The organism is Sneathiella chungangensis, assembly GCF_009882935.1.
GTDB lineage: Bacteria > Pseudomonadota > Alphaproteobacteria > Sneathiellales > Sneathiellaceae > Sneathiella > Sneathiella chungangensis.
Window position 1 is genome coordinate 735,645 of sequence record NZ_WTVA01000001.1, and the last position, 15,809, is coordinate 751,453.

A 15,809-nucleotide genomic window follows, 5' to 3' on the forward strand; every position below is an offset into this window, starting at 1 on the left:
GGTCATGGCCGAGACACCGAAAATCGAGCTTCGCAACATCTGCAAGTCCTTCGGCAAGAAGGTCATTCTCGATAATCTCAATATCTCGGTCGCCAAGGGGGAATCGCTGGTCGTCATCGGCGGCTCGGGCACCGGCAAGTCGGTGATGCTGAAATGCATCCTTGGCCTGTTGAAGCCCGAAAGCGGGCAGATCCTCATCGACGGGGAGGATATCACCAACGCCAGCGGCCACCGGCGCGAACAGGTGCTCCGCAAGACCGGCATGCTGTTCCAGTATGCGGCGCTGTTCGACAGCCTGACGGTCTGGGAGAATGTCGCCTTCGGCCTGATCCAGGCGCATGGCATGAAGCGCGGGCCCGCGAAGGAAATCGCCATCCAGAAGCTCTCCCTCGTCGGTCTCGGCGCCGATCTGGCGGACAAGCGCCCGGCGGAGCTTTCCATCGGCATGCAAAAGCGCGTCGGCCTCGCCCGCGCCATCGCCGCCGAGCCGGAGATCATCTTCTTCGATGAGCCGACGACGGGCCTCGATCCGATCATGGGCGACGTCATCGACACCCTGATCCGCGATTGTACGCAAGACCTCGGCGCGACCACGCTCACCATTTCCCACGACATGGAAAGCGCGCAAAAAATTGCAGACCGCATCGCGCTCCTTTATAAGGGGAATGTGGTCTGGGCGGGCCCGGCCACGGATATTAATACCTGCGGCGACCCCTATGTGGAGCAATTTGTCCATGGGGATGTGGATGGACCGATCAAAGTGGATATTCTGAAACCCTGATTTGTGGGGCGCTCCGCCCTTTTTTGAAATTTTCACGGCCCTGGCCGGAACGGATTAAACGGAAAGCTGAATGGCGCGATCCAGCGAACAGTTCACCTGCCAGCACTGCGGCGAAACCTACCGGAAATGGCAGGGCCGCTGCGATTCCTGCGGGGAATGGAACACGCTTGTGCAAAGCACCGCCGATGTCGCCGTCCCGAGCGGGATGACCCTCGGCAAGGGCCGCGCCCTCACCTTCACCGCGCTCAATGCGGATATTTCCGAATATACGCGCACGCTGAGCCATATCGGCGAGCTCGACCGGGTGCTCGGCGGCGGCTTCGTGCCCGGCTCCTCTGTGCTGATCGGCGGCGATCCGGGCATCGGCAAATCGACGCTGTTGCTCCAGGCGGTGGCGAAAATGGCGCTCGCCGCCTCCCCCTGTATCTACATCTCCGGGGAGGAGGCGACGCAGCAGATTTCCATGCGCGCCCAGCGTCTCGGCCTTGCGGATGCGCCGGTGCAGCTCGCCTCCGCCAATTCGATCCGCGACATCATCACCAGCGTCGAAAAGGCCACCCCCGCGCCGAAGCTGCTGGTCATCGATTCGATCCAGACCGTGTTCGCCGACAACCTGCCGAGTGCGCCGGGCACGGTCGCGCAGGTGCGCGCCAGCGCGCAGGAGCTGATCCGCCTTGCGCGCAAGACCGGCACCAGCGTCATCCTGGTGGGCCATGTCACCAAGGATGGACAGATCGCCGGTCCCCGCGTGCTCGAGCATATGGTTGATACGGTGCTCTATTTCGAGGGCGATCGCGGCCATCAGTTCCGCATCCTGCGCGCCGTCAAGAACCGCTTCGGCGCGACCGACGAGATCGGCGTCTTCGAGATGTCGGACGCGGGCCTGCGGGAGGTGGCGAACCCCTCCTCCCTGTTCATCAGTAGCCCCGGCAAGACGATCAGCGGCGCCTCGGTCTTTGCCGGGATGGAGGGCACCCGCCCGCTGCTGGTGGAGATTCAGGGGCTGGTCGCCGCCACGCCGCAGGCCACACCGCGCCGCGCCGTCGTCGGCTGGGACAGCGCCCGCCTCGCCATGCTGCTCGCCGTGCTCGATACCCGCTGCGGCCTTTCCTTTTCGGGGAGCGAGGTCTATCTCAATGTGGCGGGCGGATTGCGAGTGCAGGAACCGGCAGCGGATCTGGCCGTCGCGGCGGCGCTTGTCTCGTCGATCTCGGATGTGCCGGTGCCGCCGGGCAGCCTGTTTTTCGGCGAGATCGGCCTGTCGGGAGAGATTCGCCCTGTCGGCCAGGCGGACGCCCGATTGAAGGAGGCGGCGAAGCTCGGCTTCACCACCGCCGTCATCCCGGCGGGCAGCAAGATCAAAGACAGCAAGATGAAGATTATCGAGGTTGAACATTTACGGGAAATCGTCAGTCTCTTCAGCGAGACGAAGCAGGTCTCCCGGGCAGTATAGGAGTATCCATGGAGAATATGCCTATCCAGGGCGCGGATGCCGTTGTTCTGGTTATCCTTTTGATTTCGGCGATTTTCGGATTCATCCGCGGGTTCGTGAAGGAAACGCTGTCGGTGGCGGGCTGGATCGGCGCGGTTTTCCTCAGCCTTTACCTCTTTCCGCTGTTGCAGCCGTTCGCCCGGGAGTTTATCCTGAACCTGCTGATCGCGGATATTTTGACCGGCGCGGTGATTTTTATTCTCTCCCTCGTCATTTTGTCCTATATCAGCCATGCGATATCGGAAAAGGTCAAGGCCTCCAGCCTCGGTGCGCTGGACCGCTCGCTCGGGATCTTTTTCGGCATTGCGCGCGGCGTCATCCTGCTCGGGATCCTCTGGCTGATTTTCGTCCAGTTCATCCCCGAAAAGGACCGCCCGGAGTGGATTTTGCAGGCAAAGACGCTGCCGATTATTGCCAAGAGCGGAGAATTCGTGGCGCGGCTGCTGCCGCCCGACATGCAGGAGAATCTGAATATTTCGAAGGAAAGCGACAAGGACACCATGGATCGCCTGAAAGAGAAATATGACGACCTGCCCGAGGACGTGAAGGACGGCCTCAAGAACACGATGGAGGATGCGAAATCCCTCCTCGACAAGGGCTATGACGACCAGGCCCGACAGCAGATGGAAAACCTGACGAAGAGCACCACACAGGAAAAACCCTAATGACAGAGCCTTCCGCCCCCCGCGTTTCGTGCAACCCCTTTGATGACGACAAGCTGCATGAGGAATGCGGGGTCTTCGGCATCTACGGCCATCCGGAAGCGGCCGCCCTCGCCGCCCTCGGCCTGCATGCGCTGCAGCACCGCGGACAGGAGGCCGCCGGCATCGTCAGCCACGACGGCCGGCATTTTCATTCCCACAAGGCCATGGGCAAGGTCGGCGACAATTTCTCGACCGAGGAAGTGATCAAGAGCCTCAAGGGCAGCGCCGCCATCGCCCATAACCGCTACGCCACCACCGGCGGCACCGTCCTTCGCAATGTCCAGCCCATTTTCGCCGATCTCGCCAACGGCGGCTTCGCCGTCGCCCATAACGGCAACCTCACCAACGCCTCGACCCTGCACCGCCGCCTGGTGCTGGAGGGCAGCATCTTCCAGTCGACCATGGATACGGAAGTTATCATCCATCTCGTCGCCAACAGCAAGAAGACCCGCATCGTCGACTGCCTGATCGATGCCATGTCGAAGATCACCGGTGCCTATTCCCTGGTCGCCATGACCGGCAAGAAGCTGATCGGCATGCGCGATCCCTACGGCGTGCGGCCGCTGGTGCTGGGTCGGCTTGAGAATGCCTATATCTTCACCTCGGAAAGTTGCGCGCTTGATATCATCGGTGCCGAATTCGTCCGCGATGTCGCCCCCGGGGAGGTCGTGGTCATCGACGAGAAGGGCCTTTCCAGCCATTTCCCCTTCTCCGCCCCGCCCAAGCGTTTCTGCATTTTCGAGCATATCTATTTTTCCCGCCCCGACAGCGTGGTCGAGGGCCGCTCGGTCTATGATGTGCGCAAATCCATCGGCAGCCAGCTGGCGCTCGAAAATCCGGTCCCGGCCGATCTCGTCATCCCGGTGCCCGACAGCGGGACCCCTGCCGCCCTCGGCTATGCGGAGCAATCGGGCATTCCCTTCGATCTCGGCATCATCCGCAACCATTATGTGGGCCGCACCTTCATCGAGCCGACGGACCAGATCCGCCATCTCGGCGTCAAGCTGAAACATAACGCCAACCGCGCGCTGATCAGCGGCAAGCGCGTCATCCTCGTCGATGACAGTATCGTCCGCGGCACCACCTCCACCAAGATCGTGCAGATGGTGCGGGAGGCCGGCGCGACGGAGGTGCATATGCGCATCGCCAGCCCGCCGACGACCCATAGCTGCTTCTACGGCGTCGATACGCCGAGCCGCAACAAGCTGCTCGCCGCGCAATATGACCTCGATGAGATGTGCGCCTTCATCGGCGCCGACAGCCTCAACTTCATCTCCCTCGACGGGCTTTACCGGGCCATGGGCGAGGACGGGCGCAACGCGAAACAGCCGCAATATTGCGACGCCTGCTTCACCGGCGACTACCCGATCGAGCTGGTCGATAACGAGAACGGCGCCGCGAAGGAACTCACCCTGCTCGCCGAGCGCTTCTGACAAACAGATAAAACGAAGGCTTTTATGTCCCTGAAACTGAAAGATAAAGTGGCGCTGATCACCGGCGCCTCAAGCGGCATCGGCGCGGCCGTCGCGAAGAAATTCGCAAGCGAAGGCGCGCATGTCATCCTCGTCGCCCGCTCTGTCGGCGGGCTGGAGGAGGTCGATGACGAAATCCAGAACGCGGGCGGCAGCGCGACCCTCGTCCCGCTCGATCTCCTGGACACCGCCGCCATCGACGGCCTCGCCATGCCGCTTTATGAGCGCTGGAAGAAGCTCGATATTTTTGTCGGCAACGCGGGCATGGTCGGCAAGCTGATGCCGACGCAGCAATATGTGCCGGATCTGTGGGAGAATGTGTTCCGCCTCAATGTCCATGCGAACCAGCGGCTGATCCGCGCCCTCGATCCGCTGCTCCGCCAGAGCGAGGCCGGCCGCGCGCTTTTTGTGACCTCCCATGTCGCCCATGAGAACAAGCAGTTCTGGAGCGCCTATGCCGCCAGCAAGGCGGCGCTCGAGGTGATCGCGAAAACCTACGCCAACGAGGTCGCGAAAACCAACCTCCGCGTCAACCTCATCGATCCCGGCCCGACGCGCACCCGCCTCCGCAGCCTCGCCTACCCCGCCGAAAACCCGGAGGACCACCCGCTGCCCGAGACAAAAGCGCAAATGTTCCTCGACGCGGTGCTGAGTGAGGAAAATGGCGTGGTGTTTGGGGGGTAGATTCGCCGGGTTTTCGCCCTCAAAAAGAGAACACTACCCTTGACCGATCCCGATTTCCGGGCAATCGTGCGGCCGGACACCCCCTCGGCATGGCGCGCCGGTGGCGGCAGGCATTGGACGGAACAGGAGAGACACCATGCGCATGATGGCGATTGCGGCCTTCACATTACTGATGATGACCGGCACGGCGCTGGCCGATAAATGGACGGGGCTTTACCAGAATGTCGATCACCTCGATGGCGCCATCGGCACCCTGTCGGTGGTCAAGCTGGAAGACGGCAGCTACCGGATTGTCGTGACGACCGACGCGCTCAACCATTGCCCGGGTGGCGGCCCCGGCATCGTGACGGCGACCGGGCGGGAAGAAGGCGACCGGCTCATACGGGAGAATGTCAAATATAAATGCGGCGACGGACCGTTTCAGGAGGGCAAGGGCGGCGCCTATATGCTCGATACGAACGGCGTCCTGTCGACCGAGACGATATTCGGCCACACAGTCTATTTCCATCGCGTCCATCCCTGACCGGCGGGCGGATGCGCCCGGCCCGACGCGCACCCGCCTCCGCAGCCTCGCCTACCCCGCCGAAAACCCCGAAGACCACCCCCTCCCCGAGACAAAAGCGCAGATGTTCCTCGACGCCGTGCTGAGTGAGGAAAATGGCGTGGTGTTTGAGGGGGGAGCGTTAAGATAGTGTAGATCAACAAGTTTATTTCTCAGGCTTAAATTTGTTAATCAATTCCCATTCCTCAATGCTTTTGGGTTTAAACGAAATAAACTCGCTTTTGCCGCAATATGGCAAATTAAGCAACGAGATTAGGCCGCTATCAAAGTGACCATTCAAGAGAATTATACCTTCCTCTGCGAGCCGCTGTCTCGTACCTCTTTTTTTATCGCTGCGTAACCTACGCATAAAATCACTTTGCTGCGCCACTGCCTCGATGATATCTCGAGTAATTACTCGCTCTTGTATATATCGAAACAATGTTTTTACGCGCTCATTTCCATTTTTCCCATTGAAAATCGCGGCAACAGCTTCTTCAGATACGGTTCGCCAGAAGTTTGGAGGATATTCCTCCTCCCTAAATATCCAGTAAATATTTGAAAAGCCATCTTGCGAAATACTTTTCTTGGCATCTCTATTTGAACTTCTGGTTAAATATTCCTCTCGCGCAATGAAAATGCCAAAATAGCAAAGCGATGATTCTTCATCGGCAGCAACTAGCATACAAGGATGATCTATTGCCTCTGTAGGTATCATCCAATTGCTGCCCATTGTGTTTTTGATATCAACATCCCGGCCCTTGATCACTGTATCAAGCTTGCCTTTCTCGAGATCCAGCAAAGCACGCAGCATAATTTCGACACGAGTACCAATATAAGTTTTCTCAGTTTTCTCAAGCTGAGAATAAGCCCGTCTTCCAGTTTTCGCGGTTTGCAGGACATCGTCAACGCATTCACGCAGCATGCTAGTAAAGGAAGCACGTAAAGCATCCCTGCCGCCGCCGCGAGATACAATTTCATCAACTAATTCTTTTAAAAGATCATAATCCTTATGCCCTAAGGCAACAGCGCTTGCTGGAACATTTTTTTTCACAGTGCTGACAACCCATACGATTCAATCCTATGGGACATTGCCACGAATAGTGTGGTGTGAAAAGACTAGGCTCGCAAAAGGTAAATTTGTGAAACGGAAATTGCCTCGGCAAGTTTCTGCGCAACGGCTTTTGCTACCGGTGGCGGAAAGGCATTACCGACCTGCCGGTACGCCGCAGTTTTTTTTCCTGAAAACACCCATTCTTTTGGAAACCCCTGGAGCAAGGCCACCATAGGTACCGTCAGTCGGGGCATGCCAACAAAATCCCGATCAGGCGCTTCATTGGCGATCCCCATGCCATCGACCCCGAGCGTTGCCCACGCCCGCTTTGCTCGCGTTGGTCCCAAATCCGGCCCGCCATGTTTTTTGGAACCACCAACAATGGTGGGCGCTATTTCATTTGCAGTCTCAACCCATTTTTCTAAACCTTTCCAGCCAAATTCTCCCATAAGTTCAGAAAGGGCCTCTCCTACCGTAGACGGATTACCCGGTAATGTAACAGGCCAATTAAACCGGTCCGCATACTCTTTCCGGATAGCAACAATTGCTACACGGGGCCGAAGCTGCGGCACTCCAAAGTCTGAAGCATTGAAAAGATGCCAATCAGTTTCGTAGCCAAGTTTATGAAGCTCGTTTTTCAGATGCTGCCGGTAATCAGAAAAGACAGCATCAAGGAACCCGCGCACATTTTCGATCATCACCGCCTTCGGCCGCGTTTCGTCAATGATTCGGATTGCCTCCGGAAACAGGTTACGTTCGTCATTTTTCCCAAGCTGTTTACCGGCAACTGAAAAAGGCGGACAGGGAAGACCGCCTGCGACAAGGTCAATTCCAGCGTAAGGTTTCGCGTCAAAAGTAGTGAGATCTGATTGATCGCCTTCCAACACGTTCCAATCCGGTCGGTTCAGCCGCAATGTGTTGCGACAATGCGTATCATTTTCGACAAGTGCTTCATGATTGAAACCTGCTTGCTCAAGACCAAGCGCCTGACCGCCTGCGCCTGCACAAACCTCAATAGATGATAACGCGCTATTCATTGCCATTCCCCTTTTGATGCCATTAGAACTTTACATTTGAGTGGCGGGTGATGAAACATGTAATTCACTAATAGGCCGCCCGCAAAAATTGTTCTCTTTTTGTTCCAATAACATCTACATGAAATAATTTCAATTGTTTTTACAAGCGGAAACGGACACCAACAACGCCGGGGATGCAACCTACCCCTCACCCCTTATCCACATACGGATTTTTGCCCGTCCGCGGGAAAATCCGGATCGGGACGGCGGGGAGGTTGAAGTCGGTGCGGAGGCCGTTGACGAGATAGCGGAGGTAGCTTTCCGGCAGTTCACCGCGCGACGACATGAACAGCGAGAAGGTCGGCGGGCGGGCCTTTACCTGCGTCATATAGCGGATTTTGAGGCGGCGGCCCTTGGCCATGGGCGGCGGATGCTGCTCCAGCATGACCTCCAGCCAGCGGTTGAGCCGCGCCGTCGAGATGCGGGTATTCCAGAGATCATAAACCTCCATCACCGCCGGCATCAGCCGATCCACCCCGCGCCCCGAAAGCGCCGAGATGGTGATCACGGGAACCCCGCGCACCTGCGGCAGCGAGATGGAGAGCCGGTCGCGGATGAGCTTGAGCGCCCCCTGCCGGTCCTTCACCGTGTCCCATTTATTCACGGCGATGACAAGCGCGCGGCCCTCCTCGATCACATGGGCGGCGATGGTAAGGTCCTGTTTTTCAAAGCTTTCCTCCCCGTCGATGAGAAGGACGACGACCTCCGCCATGCGGATGACGCGGAGGCTGTCGGCGACCGAGAGTTTTTCCAGCTTCTGCTGCACCCGCGCCTTTTTGCGCAGCCCCGCCGTATCGACGAGCTTCACCGCGCGGCCCTCATAGGTCCATTCGACGGCGATGGAATCGCGCGTGACCCCGGCCTCCGGCCCGGTCAGCATCCGGTCCTCCCCGATCAGGTAATTGACCAGCGTCGATTTGCCCGCGTTCGGGCGGCCGACGATGGCGAGTTGCAGGGGCTTTTCCTCCTCCTCCGCGTCTTCGTCCGCCTCCTGTTTCTCGAAGGGAAGCAGCACATCGAAGAGCTCCGCCATGCCCTCCCCATGCTCGGCGGAGAGGGCGATCGGCTCGCCAAGGCCAAGGGAGAAACTCTCCATCAGGCCGGGCATGCCCGCCTTGCCCTCGCATTTATTGGCAACCAGGATGACCGGCGTTTTCGACTTGCGAAGCCAGCCCGCGAAATGCTTATCGAGCGGCGTAATCCCGATGCGCGCATCGATCAGCATGAGGGCGACATCCGCCTCCTCCAGCGCGATTTCCGTCTGCCGGCGCATCCGCGCCTCCAGGCTGTCGTCGAATTTCTCCTCCAGCCCGGCCGTGTCGATGACCTTGAACTTGAGGTTGCCGATGCTCGCCTCCCCCTCCCGGCGGTCGCGGGTGACCCCCGGCGTATCGTCGACAAGCGCCAGCTTCTTGCCCACCAGACGGTTGAACAAGGTCGACTTGCCGACGTTCGGACGGCCAATGATCGCAACGGTAAAGGACATCTATTTTACTTTATCGCAACGCCACCAGTTCGGCGTTGTCGGTCAGGATATACAGGGTGTTTCCGGCCACCACCGGCGGGATCGAGGCATTGTCGGAAAGCTCGATCTGGCCGAGGACCTTGCCGTCATAGGGCGAGACGGACACCGCAACGCCGTAGTTGGACACGAGGATCAGCCGGTCGCTCGCCAAGATCGGGCCGGTCCAGATGATCAGGTCGCGCTTGTCCTCCGGATTCTCGTACTTGCCGAGCGGGCGGACCCAGCGGATCAGGCCGTTGCGCCGCGACATGCAGACAAGATCGCCATCGGTCGAGACGACGAAGAGGAAGTCGCCGGCGATCCAGGGGGTCTGCAGGGTCGAGATTTCCTGGTCCCACACCCGGTTGCCCGAGCGCAGGTCGACGGCGACCATGCGGCCCGAATAGCTGGCGGCATAGACGATGCCGCGGTCGATGACCGGGAAGGCGTTGATGTCGGTGAGCGAGGTGAGCGAGCTGTAGAAGCGGCGGCGGACCAGCTGCTCGCTCCAAGCCTGCTGGCCGTTGGCGGCGCGCAGGGCATAGACCTCGCCGCTGGCGAAGGGAACGACGACCGTGCCGCTCGCGAAGGCGGGGCTGGCGGCGCCGAGAAGGCCGGTGGTTTCCACGCCGCCCTCGAAATCCCAGTTGGTGCTGCCGTCGGCGGCATCGAGGGCGAAGATACGGCTGTCGAAGGTGATGGCGAAGACCTGCCCCTCGGCGATTGTCGGCGCGGCCCGGAGGGGGACACCAAGGCCGGTCTTCCAGATTTCCTCGCCGCTCTCGCCATCGAGCGCGACCACATCGCCATAGGAGGTGGTGACGAAGACGCGGCCATATTCAAAGCTGAGCCCGCCGCCGATGCTGCCCTCGTCCTCATCCTCGGGCGTCAGGTCCTTCTCCCAGAGCTGCTTGCCATCCTCCGCCGCATAGGCGCGCACGGTGGTGCTGCTGTCCAGCGTATAGACCCGGCCATTGGCGATAACGGGGGAGGAGAACATGCGGTTCTCATCATCCGATCCGTCGCCGATATCGACGCGCCAGACTTCCTTCAATTCCTCGGGCAGCGCGAGATGATAGAGCGCGTGGGACGGGATGCCGCCGGCCTGCGGCCAGTTGGCATTCTCATACGGCGCCGGCAGGCGCACTTCAAGATCGGCGAGACCGGCGTCGGCCTCCAACGTCTGTTCGAGCGAGAGAATGGAAATACGGTCGCCCGGAAGCGGCGGATCCTCCTTGTCGCCGAACCAGGAACAGCCAGCGAGGCCAAGCACAAGCGCGCCCGCCAGCAGGGGCCGGAGCGGGAACGCGGACATCATCACCACGGCGGGCTTACGCATCCGATCAGCTACCCTCGAGCGCGGTGAGAAGCTGGCGCACGCGGCCCTTGATGATGTCGGGCGCGGCGGCGTCATTCTGGATGAGGCTGAGCACCTCTTTCGCGCGGGCCTTGTCGCCGTCCTTGATATAGGTGAGCGCCAAAAGCTCGTTGGCCGACGCACTCCAGAGTTTGCCGGGCTCGGTGAGATTGGCGATACGGCTCCGGACCTGATCGGTGGTGCCGTTGTCCATCAGGTAATAGCCCGCCATCAGATCAGCGAGGGAGGCGAATTCGGCATCGATGGAACTGTCGGCCGCCATGCGGTCATAGACGAGGAGCGCCTTGTCGCCCTCCCCCGCATCGATGAGCGCCGCCGCCTCGCGCAGAGCCGCCAGCGCCCGGTATCCGGCATTGCCGCTTTCGGCGAGGCCCGCAAAGGCCGCCGCGCTTTCGCCGAATTTGTCTTCCCGGGCCAGCACCGCCGCCGCCTCGAATTCGGCCCCCTGGGCGCGCGACTGGCTGACCGTGTAATTCTGCCAGCCGACCCAGCCCGCGGTGCCCGCGACAATCAGCACGGCCGCGCCGATGACATATTTGCCATAGGCCTTCCAAAGCGCCAGCGATTTTTCCTTGCGGACATCCTCATCCACTTCGTTAAAAATATCGGCCACAAATAACTCCAGTTCCACCCGTAAATTTGGGTGCAAAATAAACCGCCGGGCAAATTTAAGCAAATGTTGTCTCGCGCTTTGCCCAAATTTTGATATTTTGGGAGAAATGCGGCGATTTCATGCCCGCCGCGCCCGCGAACAACAGGGAGAAATGGACCTCCATGACCGAAATGCAGATTTTGCAACTCGTCGCCTTGATCATGATGGCGATACTGGTGGTGCCGGGCTTCATTTACTTCACCCGGCGTGCAGGCATGGCGGCATCGTTGCGCAACCTCGCCATCTGGCTCGCCATTGCGCTTGTTATCGCCCTCCTCTACCGCACCTTCGGCAGCGGTTGAGGCGGCGACCCGGCATTGGCGAGGGGCTCCCTCCGCCGTCTCCGGTATGGTCACGGGATCACGAACGCCGGTTCCGCCTCACCGTCGCGACGGGGCTCTGGCCATAAGGCCCGTCATCGCGGCAAGGAAAGGGTCCCGTCGGCGGCACGCGGCGGACGACTGGCGCGAGTGAGGTCATTCCGATAACAGGAAGAGGTCGCGGCAAATTTCGTCCGAGGGGTTCCACCTGGGCGTCCAATCAATCGAGGGGGCAACCGTTTTCCCGATCCGTTGGGGGATCGGAACCGGCGCCGCGCCGATTTCGGCGATACCGATTTTTTACCCGGCACAGGACTTCCTGATTATCCGCAAGGCGCCATTCACGATATAGCGTCCCGTAAAATTTGTCCCAATTCCGGCGGCGCCTTGTTCGGAATTGCCTCCAATCCGGCGCCATCGATACCGCTATATGAAGGGAATTTGGTATCCAAGCTGTCCTGAACCTCCTTTGAAATTCCCCCTAAGACAAGGGGCGAAGTGGCAGTCAAATCCAATTCCTTCTAGCCCGTGAATTATAGCACAGGGCAATCGAATATGCAATAACCCTAATACGCAAAACCGCCGCGCCGCGGGCCGCATTTTCAAAAAGACTTTACAGACCGCCAGAGGTTACTAAAATCTTCTCTTATATAAGACGTTACGTAATCCAGAACCGATACAGCGCCCCCTCATCGCCGGGAAAAAGGAAGACACAGCCGTGCCAAGACGCCTCCTGACGACCCTCATCCTCTGTTGCCTGCCCTTTTTCATGCCCGGGACCGCAAGCGCGGACTGGCTGGATAAACTCAAGGAGACGGCCAAGGATCTGACCGACAAGGCGGGCGAGGCGCTCGAAAATGCGGAACCGACCGCCCCCTCCACCTCCGACGGCGAAGGCCAGGTGAAGAAACCGGCGACGACGGCGGCCCCGGCCAAGCCCGCCGCGCCGGAACCGAAGGCGGTGGCGGCGCCCGCCGCCCCGGCGCAACCGGCCGTCAGCGGCAATAATGACAAGACGCTGGTCCGGGAGACGCAGAAGGAGCTCAAGCGTCTCGGCTATTCAATCGCTGTCGATGGCGCCTATGGTCCGAACACCAAGAAGCAGATCATCGCCTTTGAGCAATCGCAGAATCTGGCGGCGAGCGGCAATGCCTCCGCGGAGTTGCTGGCCACACTGAAAGCAACGCCAACGCCGCAAGCGGCAACCACTACTGCCGCCACAGCCGTAGCCCCCGCAACAACGCCGGAGGAGGAAAAGACGGCGGAGAAGAAGGCGGAAGAGCCTAAAGCAGCGCAAACGAAAGCGGAACCGAAGAAGTCAGAACCGGCCCCTGCCGCAATTCCGGATATTCTTGAGGCTGTAATAGTGAATGATGACCCCAACGGTGAAGCGGGGTGGATTATGATCAGTGCCCCGGAAAACGCCGAAGCAACCGTAGCCGAGATATATTTTGGAGAGAATAAGTACCGGCATAAATTTACCTATTTTAGCTCGAACATAACCAACAAGGAAATTCCATTCGAAGCCCATATTACAACGCAGAATGGGAGTTATAATTATATTGGCCGTTGCTACAAATATACTGATTGCTGGGGTGAGCCTTCTCCCAAAGTAAGTGTGCAAACATACAAGGATTTTATCGATTTGATTAATACCGCCGGAATTTTCGAGTTTCAAATCGTAACGTCAGATCCCGCCGCCAACCGTTTCGGCGATAAAACCTACAAAGTTCATATGCCTACGCCTGAAAAGCAGGCAGCCGCGAATAAAGCCCAGCAAGAAGAAGTTGATAAAATCGCGGCCGAAAAGAAAATCGAAGCCGAAAAGATCGCCACAGCAAAACAAGCCGAAGCCGACAAGATTGCCGCCGAACAAGTAGTAATTGCCGCAGCAAAAAAAGTGGAAGAGGATCAGAATAAGGCGATCATGGCGGAATTATCACCCGAAGGAAAAATTGCGTTCGCTCGATGCATCAGAAACGAATACGCAAAGAAATATTATTCCTGTAGCTGCCTTGGAAATGAAATCGATCAATATGTGGACAGCACTATCGCGAAGCGCGTAAAACGCCTGACACAGCTCAATTCGGGTTTCGAAAACGCCATCCAGAAGAACAATGCTAATCCGAAACTTTCCGCAGAGAGGAAGGCGGAGTTAGAAAAAAATATGCGTAAAAAAATAGAAGAGCAAAAGCAGGAGCTTGAAATAATCCAGAACAAGCCCAGCTGGAACGCTACAATGCGTCAGGAAGCCGTCGTATCTGCCGAAACATATTTACACAAAGCAACGACCTGCAAGATAGCCGACAGCGTCCGCGTAGAGAACTACAACTACTGCCAAAAATACAAAATGCCTGATTATGTAAAAGGAAAAACGAAGGCTGAATATTGTACCTGCGTCAGCGACAAGGCGGCGGAATACTGGGTCACATCCTCAAGAGGTTTTGACTCCGGCGTCGCTACGAGCGCCAGGACGGTGGGATTACATGCGTGCCGGAAGTAGCGGCCTTCAGGCGCGAGCGGGGCGGCGCGCGCCCTGCCCGCCGTGTCTTTACCTAAAGTTCACGATTTGGCCTTAATCTGACCCGATATGCAGCGTTTATCGCCGCCATACGGGAGTTAGTTTTGATGGCCAGTCAGTCCCTCGACAAGCGCAAGCGGGCTATTGCGCAGAACCTAATCGATACCTGCGGCTTGCAGCGCGCCCTCCATGCGGCGCGGCAATATGGCTGGAACGATATCGCCGAGGAAATCAACGACGAGATCGAGCGCGGCAGCAAATACAAGCGCCGCCGCACCGACCCCCCGATCCAGCACTAAATACCGGACGGCGTCTCGCGGCGCCCCGTTCCCCCTCGTCTTTTCCGCTGTTGACAGCCTCCCTCCCACACGGGCATGTTTCGGGAAACTGTCAGAAGGATGAGACATGAAGATTTACTGGATACCGGCGCAGGCGCCGATGCGCGTTCTTGCCCTTGTCAAGCATCTCGGGATCGAGGCGGAGCTGATCCGCATCGATCCTGTCGCGGGCGGCCTGCATACGCCGGAATACAAGGCCCTCAATCCCAACAAGAAGGCCCCGACCTTGGTCGATGGCGATGTGACGCTCTTTGAATCGGCGGCGATCATGGCGCATCTTTGCATCAAGGCAGGCTCCGATCTATGGCCGACGGAAAACCTCACCGAGCAGGTCGAGGTTCTGCGCTGGCTCACCTGGAACGAGGGGCACTGGGTCGGCGCCGTCGGCCCCTATTATATCGAGCATATCGTGAAGAAGACCTTCAACATGGGCCCGCCGGACCGGGAGCTGCTGGCGAAATCCGGGAAGAACTGCGTGAAATACGCGAAAGTGCTCGACGCGCATCTTGCGGGGCGCGATTTCGTCGCCGCGAACCGCCTCACCATCGCCGATTTCGCCCTCGCCTCCATGGCCCGCTACTGGCGGGAGGCGGAGATGCCGTTTGAAGACTTCGCGAACATCACCCGCTGGCTCGACGGCCTGGAGCAAATCCCCGCGTGGAAAAACCCCTGGCCGGACGAAAAGGCGGCGTGAGAAAAGAGCTTAACCCGCTTTCTTCACATCATCGATCAGCTTGTAGCTTTTGGGCGGGTCGGCGCAGACGGTGGGGCCGCATTCGATGAGGGTCGTGACCGCGTTGCCCGCCGCCAGCAGCACCATCAACGCGAAGGCGGCGATGGCGAGGCGGCTGCCGCCGAATTTTTTGGCGGGCGTCGTCGCCGGCACGGGCGCCTTGCTGAACTGCCCTTCGAACAGGAGCATCACGGCAGTGCCGAGAATGATCAGGAAGAAGCAGACCCCCGCCCAGGTATAATAATGCAGCCCCCAGACCGGGGAGCCGTAATGCCCGGTGCCCGGCACGATATGCAGCAGGATCTGGCGGATCGAGACGCTGCCGCCATACACCGCCGCGATCAGCATGATGCCATAATGATGCGGCTTCGGCCCCCGCACCAGATTGAGGCAGAGGCCATACCCTACGGCGACGAGGCCGACCCGCTGCAACAGACAGAGCGGACAGGGCAGCTCGTCCAGGGTAAACTGCATGGCATAGGCAGCGATCAGCACGCCGCAAATGGCAAAGAGGCCGAGGGCATTGAGATTGCGGGACGCGCGGGCATCGATCATCATC

General features: G+C 59.0%; 16 protein-coding genes. 10 read left to right on the plus strand and 6 right to left on the minus strand.

What is annotated here, in order from left to right:
* Positions 1 to 4: 4 nt before the first annotated feature.
* The 6 genes from GQF03_RS03675 to GQF03_RS03700 all read left to right on the plus strand — a co-directional run bounded on the left by GQF03_RS03675 (position 5) and on the right by GQF03_RS03700 (position 5,656).
* Entirely contained in the window at positions 5 to 781 is a 777-nt protein-coding gene (locus GQF03_RS03675; RefSeq protein WP_161337820.1) for an ABC transporter ATP-binding protein, read from the plus strand.
* Positions 782 to 851: 70 nt separating this feature from the next.
* Positions 852 to 2,234 carry a DNA repair protein RadA gene (radA, locus tag GQF03_RS03680; RefSeq protein ID WP_161337821.1) on the plus strand — a complete coding sequence of 461 codons (1,383 nt, stop codon included), beginning with the start codon at positions 852 to 854 and terminating at the stop codon, positions 2,232 to 2,234.
* 8 nt (positions 2,235 to 2,242) lie between these two features.
* The gene (locus GQF03_RS03685; protein WP_161337822.1) at positions 2,243 to 2,938 is read left to right on the plus strand and encodes a CvpA family protein; all 696 of its coding nucleotides are present in this window, start codon (positions 2,243 to 2,245) and stop codon (positions 2,936 to 2,938) included.
* A complete protein-coding gene (purF, locus tag GQF03_RS03690; RefSeq protein WP_161337823.1) occupies positions 2,938 to 4,410 on the plus strand; it encodes an amidophosphoribosyltransferase in 1,473 nt (490 codons plus the stop codon). The genes GQF03_RS03685 and purF overlap by 1 nt, the downstream gene beginning before the upstream one ends.
* Positions 4,411 to 4,434: 24 nt before the next feature.
* Positions 4,435 to 5,133, plus strand: a complete 699-nt coding sequence (locus GQF03_RS03695; protein WP_161337824.1) for an SDR family NAD(P)-dependent oxidoreductase — start codon at positions 4,435 to 4,437, stop codon at positions 5,131 to 5,133.
* 136 nt (positions 5,134 to 5,269) lie between these two features.
* Positions 5,270 to 5,656, plus strand: a complete 387-nt coding sequence (locus GQF03_RS03700) for a hypothetical protein (protein ID WP_161337825.1) — start codon at positions 5,270 to 5,272, stop codon at positions 5,654 to 5,656.
* 184 nt (positions 5,657 to 5,840) lie between these two features.
* On the opposite strand, the gene GQF03_RS03705 is transcribed toward GQF03_RS03700, so the two are convergent.
* The 5 genes from GQF03_RS03705 to GQF03_RS03725 all read right to left on the minus strand — a co-directional run bounded on the left by GQF03_RS03705 (position 5,841) and on the right by GQF03_RS03725 (position 11,299).
* Positions 5,841 to 6,728, minus strand: coding sequence for a NaeI family type II restriction endonuclease (locus GQF03_RS03705; RefSeq protein ID WP_161337826.1), 888 nt, complete (start codon positions 6,726 to 6,728; stop codon positions 5,841 to 5,843).
* A 65-nt stretch (positions 6,729 to 6,793) separates the two neighbouring features.
* The gene (locus GQF03_RS03710) at positions 6,794 to 7,765 is read right to left on the minus strand and encodes a DNA cytosine methyltransferase (RefSeq protein ID WP_161337827.1); all 972 of its coding nucleotides are present in this window, start codon (positions 7,763 to 7,765) and stop codon (positions 6,794 to 6,796) included.
* A gap of 187 nt (positions 7,766 to 7,952) precedes the next feature.
* The gene (gene der, locus GQF03_RS03715; RefSeq protein ID WP_161337828.1) at positions 7,953 to 9,290 is read right to left on the minus strand and encodes a ribosome biogenesis GTPase Der; all 1,338 of its coding nucleotides are present in this window, start codon (positions 9,288 to 9,290) and stop codon (positions 7,953 to 7,955) included.
* Positions 9,291 to 9,300: 10 nt separating this feature from the next.
* Entirely contained in the window at positions 9,301 to 10,647 is a 1,347-nt protein-coding gene (locus GQF03_RS03720; protein WP_161337829.1) for an outer membrane protein assembly factor BamB family protein, read from the minus strand.
* 4 nt (positions 10,648 to 10,651) lie between these two features.
* Positions 10,652 to 11,299: a tetratricopeptide repeat protein gene (locus tag GQF03_RS03725; RefSeq protein WP_161337830.1), complete on the minus strand. Its 648-nt coding sequence runs from the start codon at positions 11,297 to 11,299 to the stop codon at positions 10,652 to 10,654.
* A gap of 119 nt (positions 11,300 to 11,418) precedes the next feature.
* On the opposite strand from GQF03_RS03725, the gene GQF03_RS03730 reads away from it, so the two are divergent.
* The 4 genes from GQF03_RS03730 to GQF03_RS03745 all read left to right on the plus strand — a co-directional run bounded on the left by GQF03_RS03730 (position 11,419) and on the right by GQF03_RS03745 (position 15,211).
* The gene (locus tag GQF03_RS03730) at positions 11,419 to 11,640 is read left to right on the plus strand and encodes a hypothetical protein (protein WP_161337831.1); all 222 of its coding nucleotides are present in this window, start codon (positions 11,419 to 11,421) and stop codon (positions 11,638 to 11,640) included.
* A gap of 787 nt (positions 11,641 to 12,427) precedes the next feature.
* On the plus strand, positions 12,428 to 14,161 hold the full coding sequence (locus GQF03_RS03735) for a peptidoglycan-binding domain-containing protein (RefSeq protein WP_161337832.1): 1,734 nt from the start codon (positions 12,428 to 12,430) through the stop codon (positions 14,159 to 14,161).
* Between the two features lie 125 nt (positions 14,162 to 14,286).
* Positions 14,287 to 14,478: a hypothetical protein gene (locus GQF03_RS03740; protein WP_161337833.1), complete on the plus strand. Its 192-nt coding sequence runs from the start codon at positions 14,287 to 14,289 to the stop codon at positions 14,476 to 14,478.
* Between the two features lie 106 nt (positions 14,479 to 14,584).
* Positions 14,585 to 15,211: a glutathione S-transferase family protein gene (locus tag GQF03_RS03745; protein WP_161337834.1), complete on the plus strand. Its 627-nt coding sequence runs from the start codon at positions 14,585 to 14,587 to the stop codon at positions 15,209 to 15,211.
* 9 nt (positions 15,212 to 15,220) lie between these two features.
* On the opposite strand, the gene GQF03_RS03750 is transcribed toward GQF03_RS03745, so the two are convergent.
* Positions 15,221 to 15,808, minus strand: coding sequence for a disulfide bond formation protein B (locus GQF03_RS03750; RefSeq protein WP_206376237.1), 588 nt, complete (start codon positions 15,806 to 15,808; stop codon positions 15,221 to 15,223).
* Position 15,809 lies beyond the last annotated feature (1 nt).

Excerpts from the sequence above, each read along its gene's own strand:
- GQF03_RS03740 (WP_161337833.1), top strand. The coding sequence starts at position 14,287 with ATGGCCAGTCAGTCCCTCGACAAGCGCAAGCGGGCTATTGCGCAGAAC.
- GQF03_RS03695 (WP_161337824.1), top strand. The coding sequence starts at position 4,435 with ATGTCCCTGAAACTGAAAGATAAAGTGGCGCTGATCACCGGCGCCTCA.
- purF (WP_161337823.1), top strand. The coding sequence starts at position 2,938 with ATGACAGAGCCTTCCGCCCCCCGCGTTTCGTGCAACCCCTTTGATGAC.
- GQF03_RS03730 (WP_161337831.1), top strand. The coding sequence starts at position 11,419 with ATGCCCGCCGCGCCCGCGAACAACAGGGAGAAATGGACCTCCATGACC.
- der (WP_161337828.1), bottom strand. The coding sequence starts at position 9,290 with ATGTCCTTTACCGTTGCGATCATTGGCCGTCCGAACGTCGGCAAGTCG.
- GQF03_RS03735 (WP_161337832.1), top strand. The coding sequence starts at position 12,428 with ATGCCCGGGACCGCAAGCGCGGACTGGCTGGATAAACTCAAGGAGACG.
- GQF03_RS03745 (WP_161337834.1), top strand. The coding sequence starts at position 14,585 with ATGAAGATTTACTGGATACCGGCGCAGGCGCCGATGCGCGTTCTTGCC.
- GQF03_RS03720 (WP_161337829.1), bottom strand. The coding sequence starts at position 10,647 with ATGCGTAAGCCCGCCGTGGTGATGATGTCCGCGTTCCCGCTCCGGCCC.
- GQF03_RS03675 (WP_161337820.1), top strand. The coding sequence starts at position 5 with ATGGCCGAGACACCGAAAATCGAGCTTCGCAACATCTGCAAGTCCTTC.
- GQF03_RS03700 (WP_161337825.1), top strand. The coding sequence starts at position 5,270 with ATGCGCATGATGGCGATTGCGGCCTTCACATTACTGATGATGACCGGC.
- GQF03_RS03710 (WP_161337827.1), bottom strand. The coding sequence starts at position 7,765 with ATGAATAGCGCGTTATCATCTATTGAGGTTTGTGCAGGCGCAGGCGGT.
- GQF03_RS03685 (WP_161337822.1), top strand. The coding sequence starts at position 2,243 with ATGGAGAATATGCCTATCCAGGGCGCGGATGCCGTTGTTCTGGTTATC.
- radA (WP_161337821.1), top strand. The coding sequence starts at position 852 with ATGGCGCGATCCAGCGAACAGTTCACCTGCCAGCACTGCGGCGAAACC.
- GQF03_RS03750 (WP_206376237.1), bottom strand. The coding sequence starts at position 15,808 with ATGATGATCGATGCCCGCGCGTCCCGCAATCTCAATGCCCTCGGCCTC.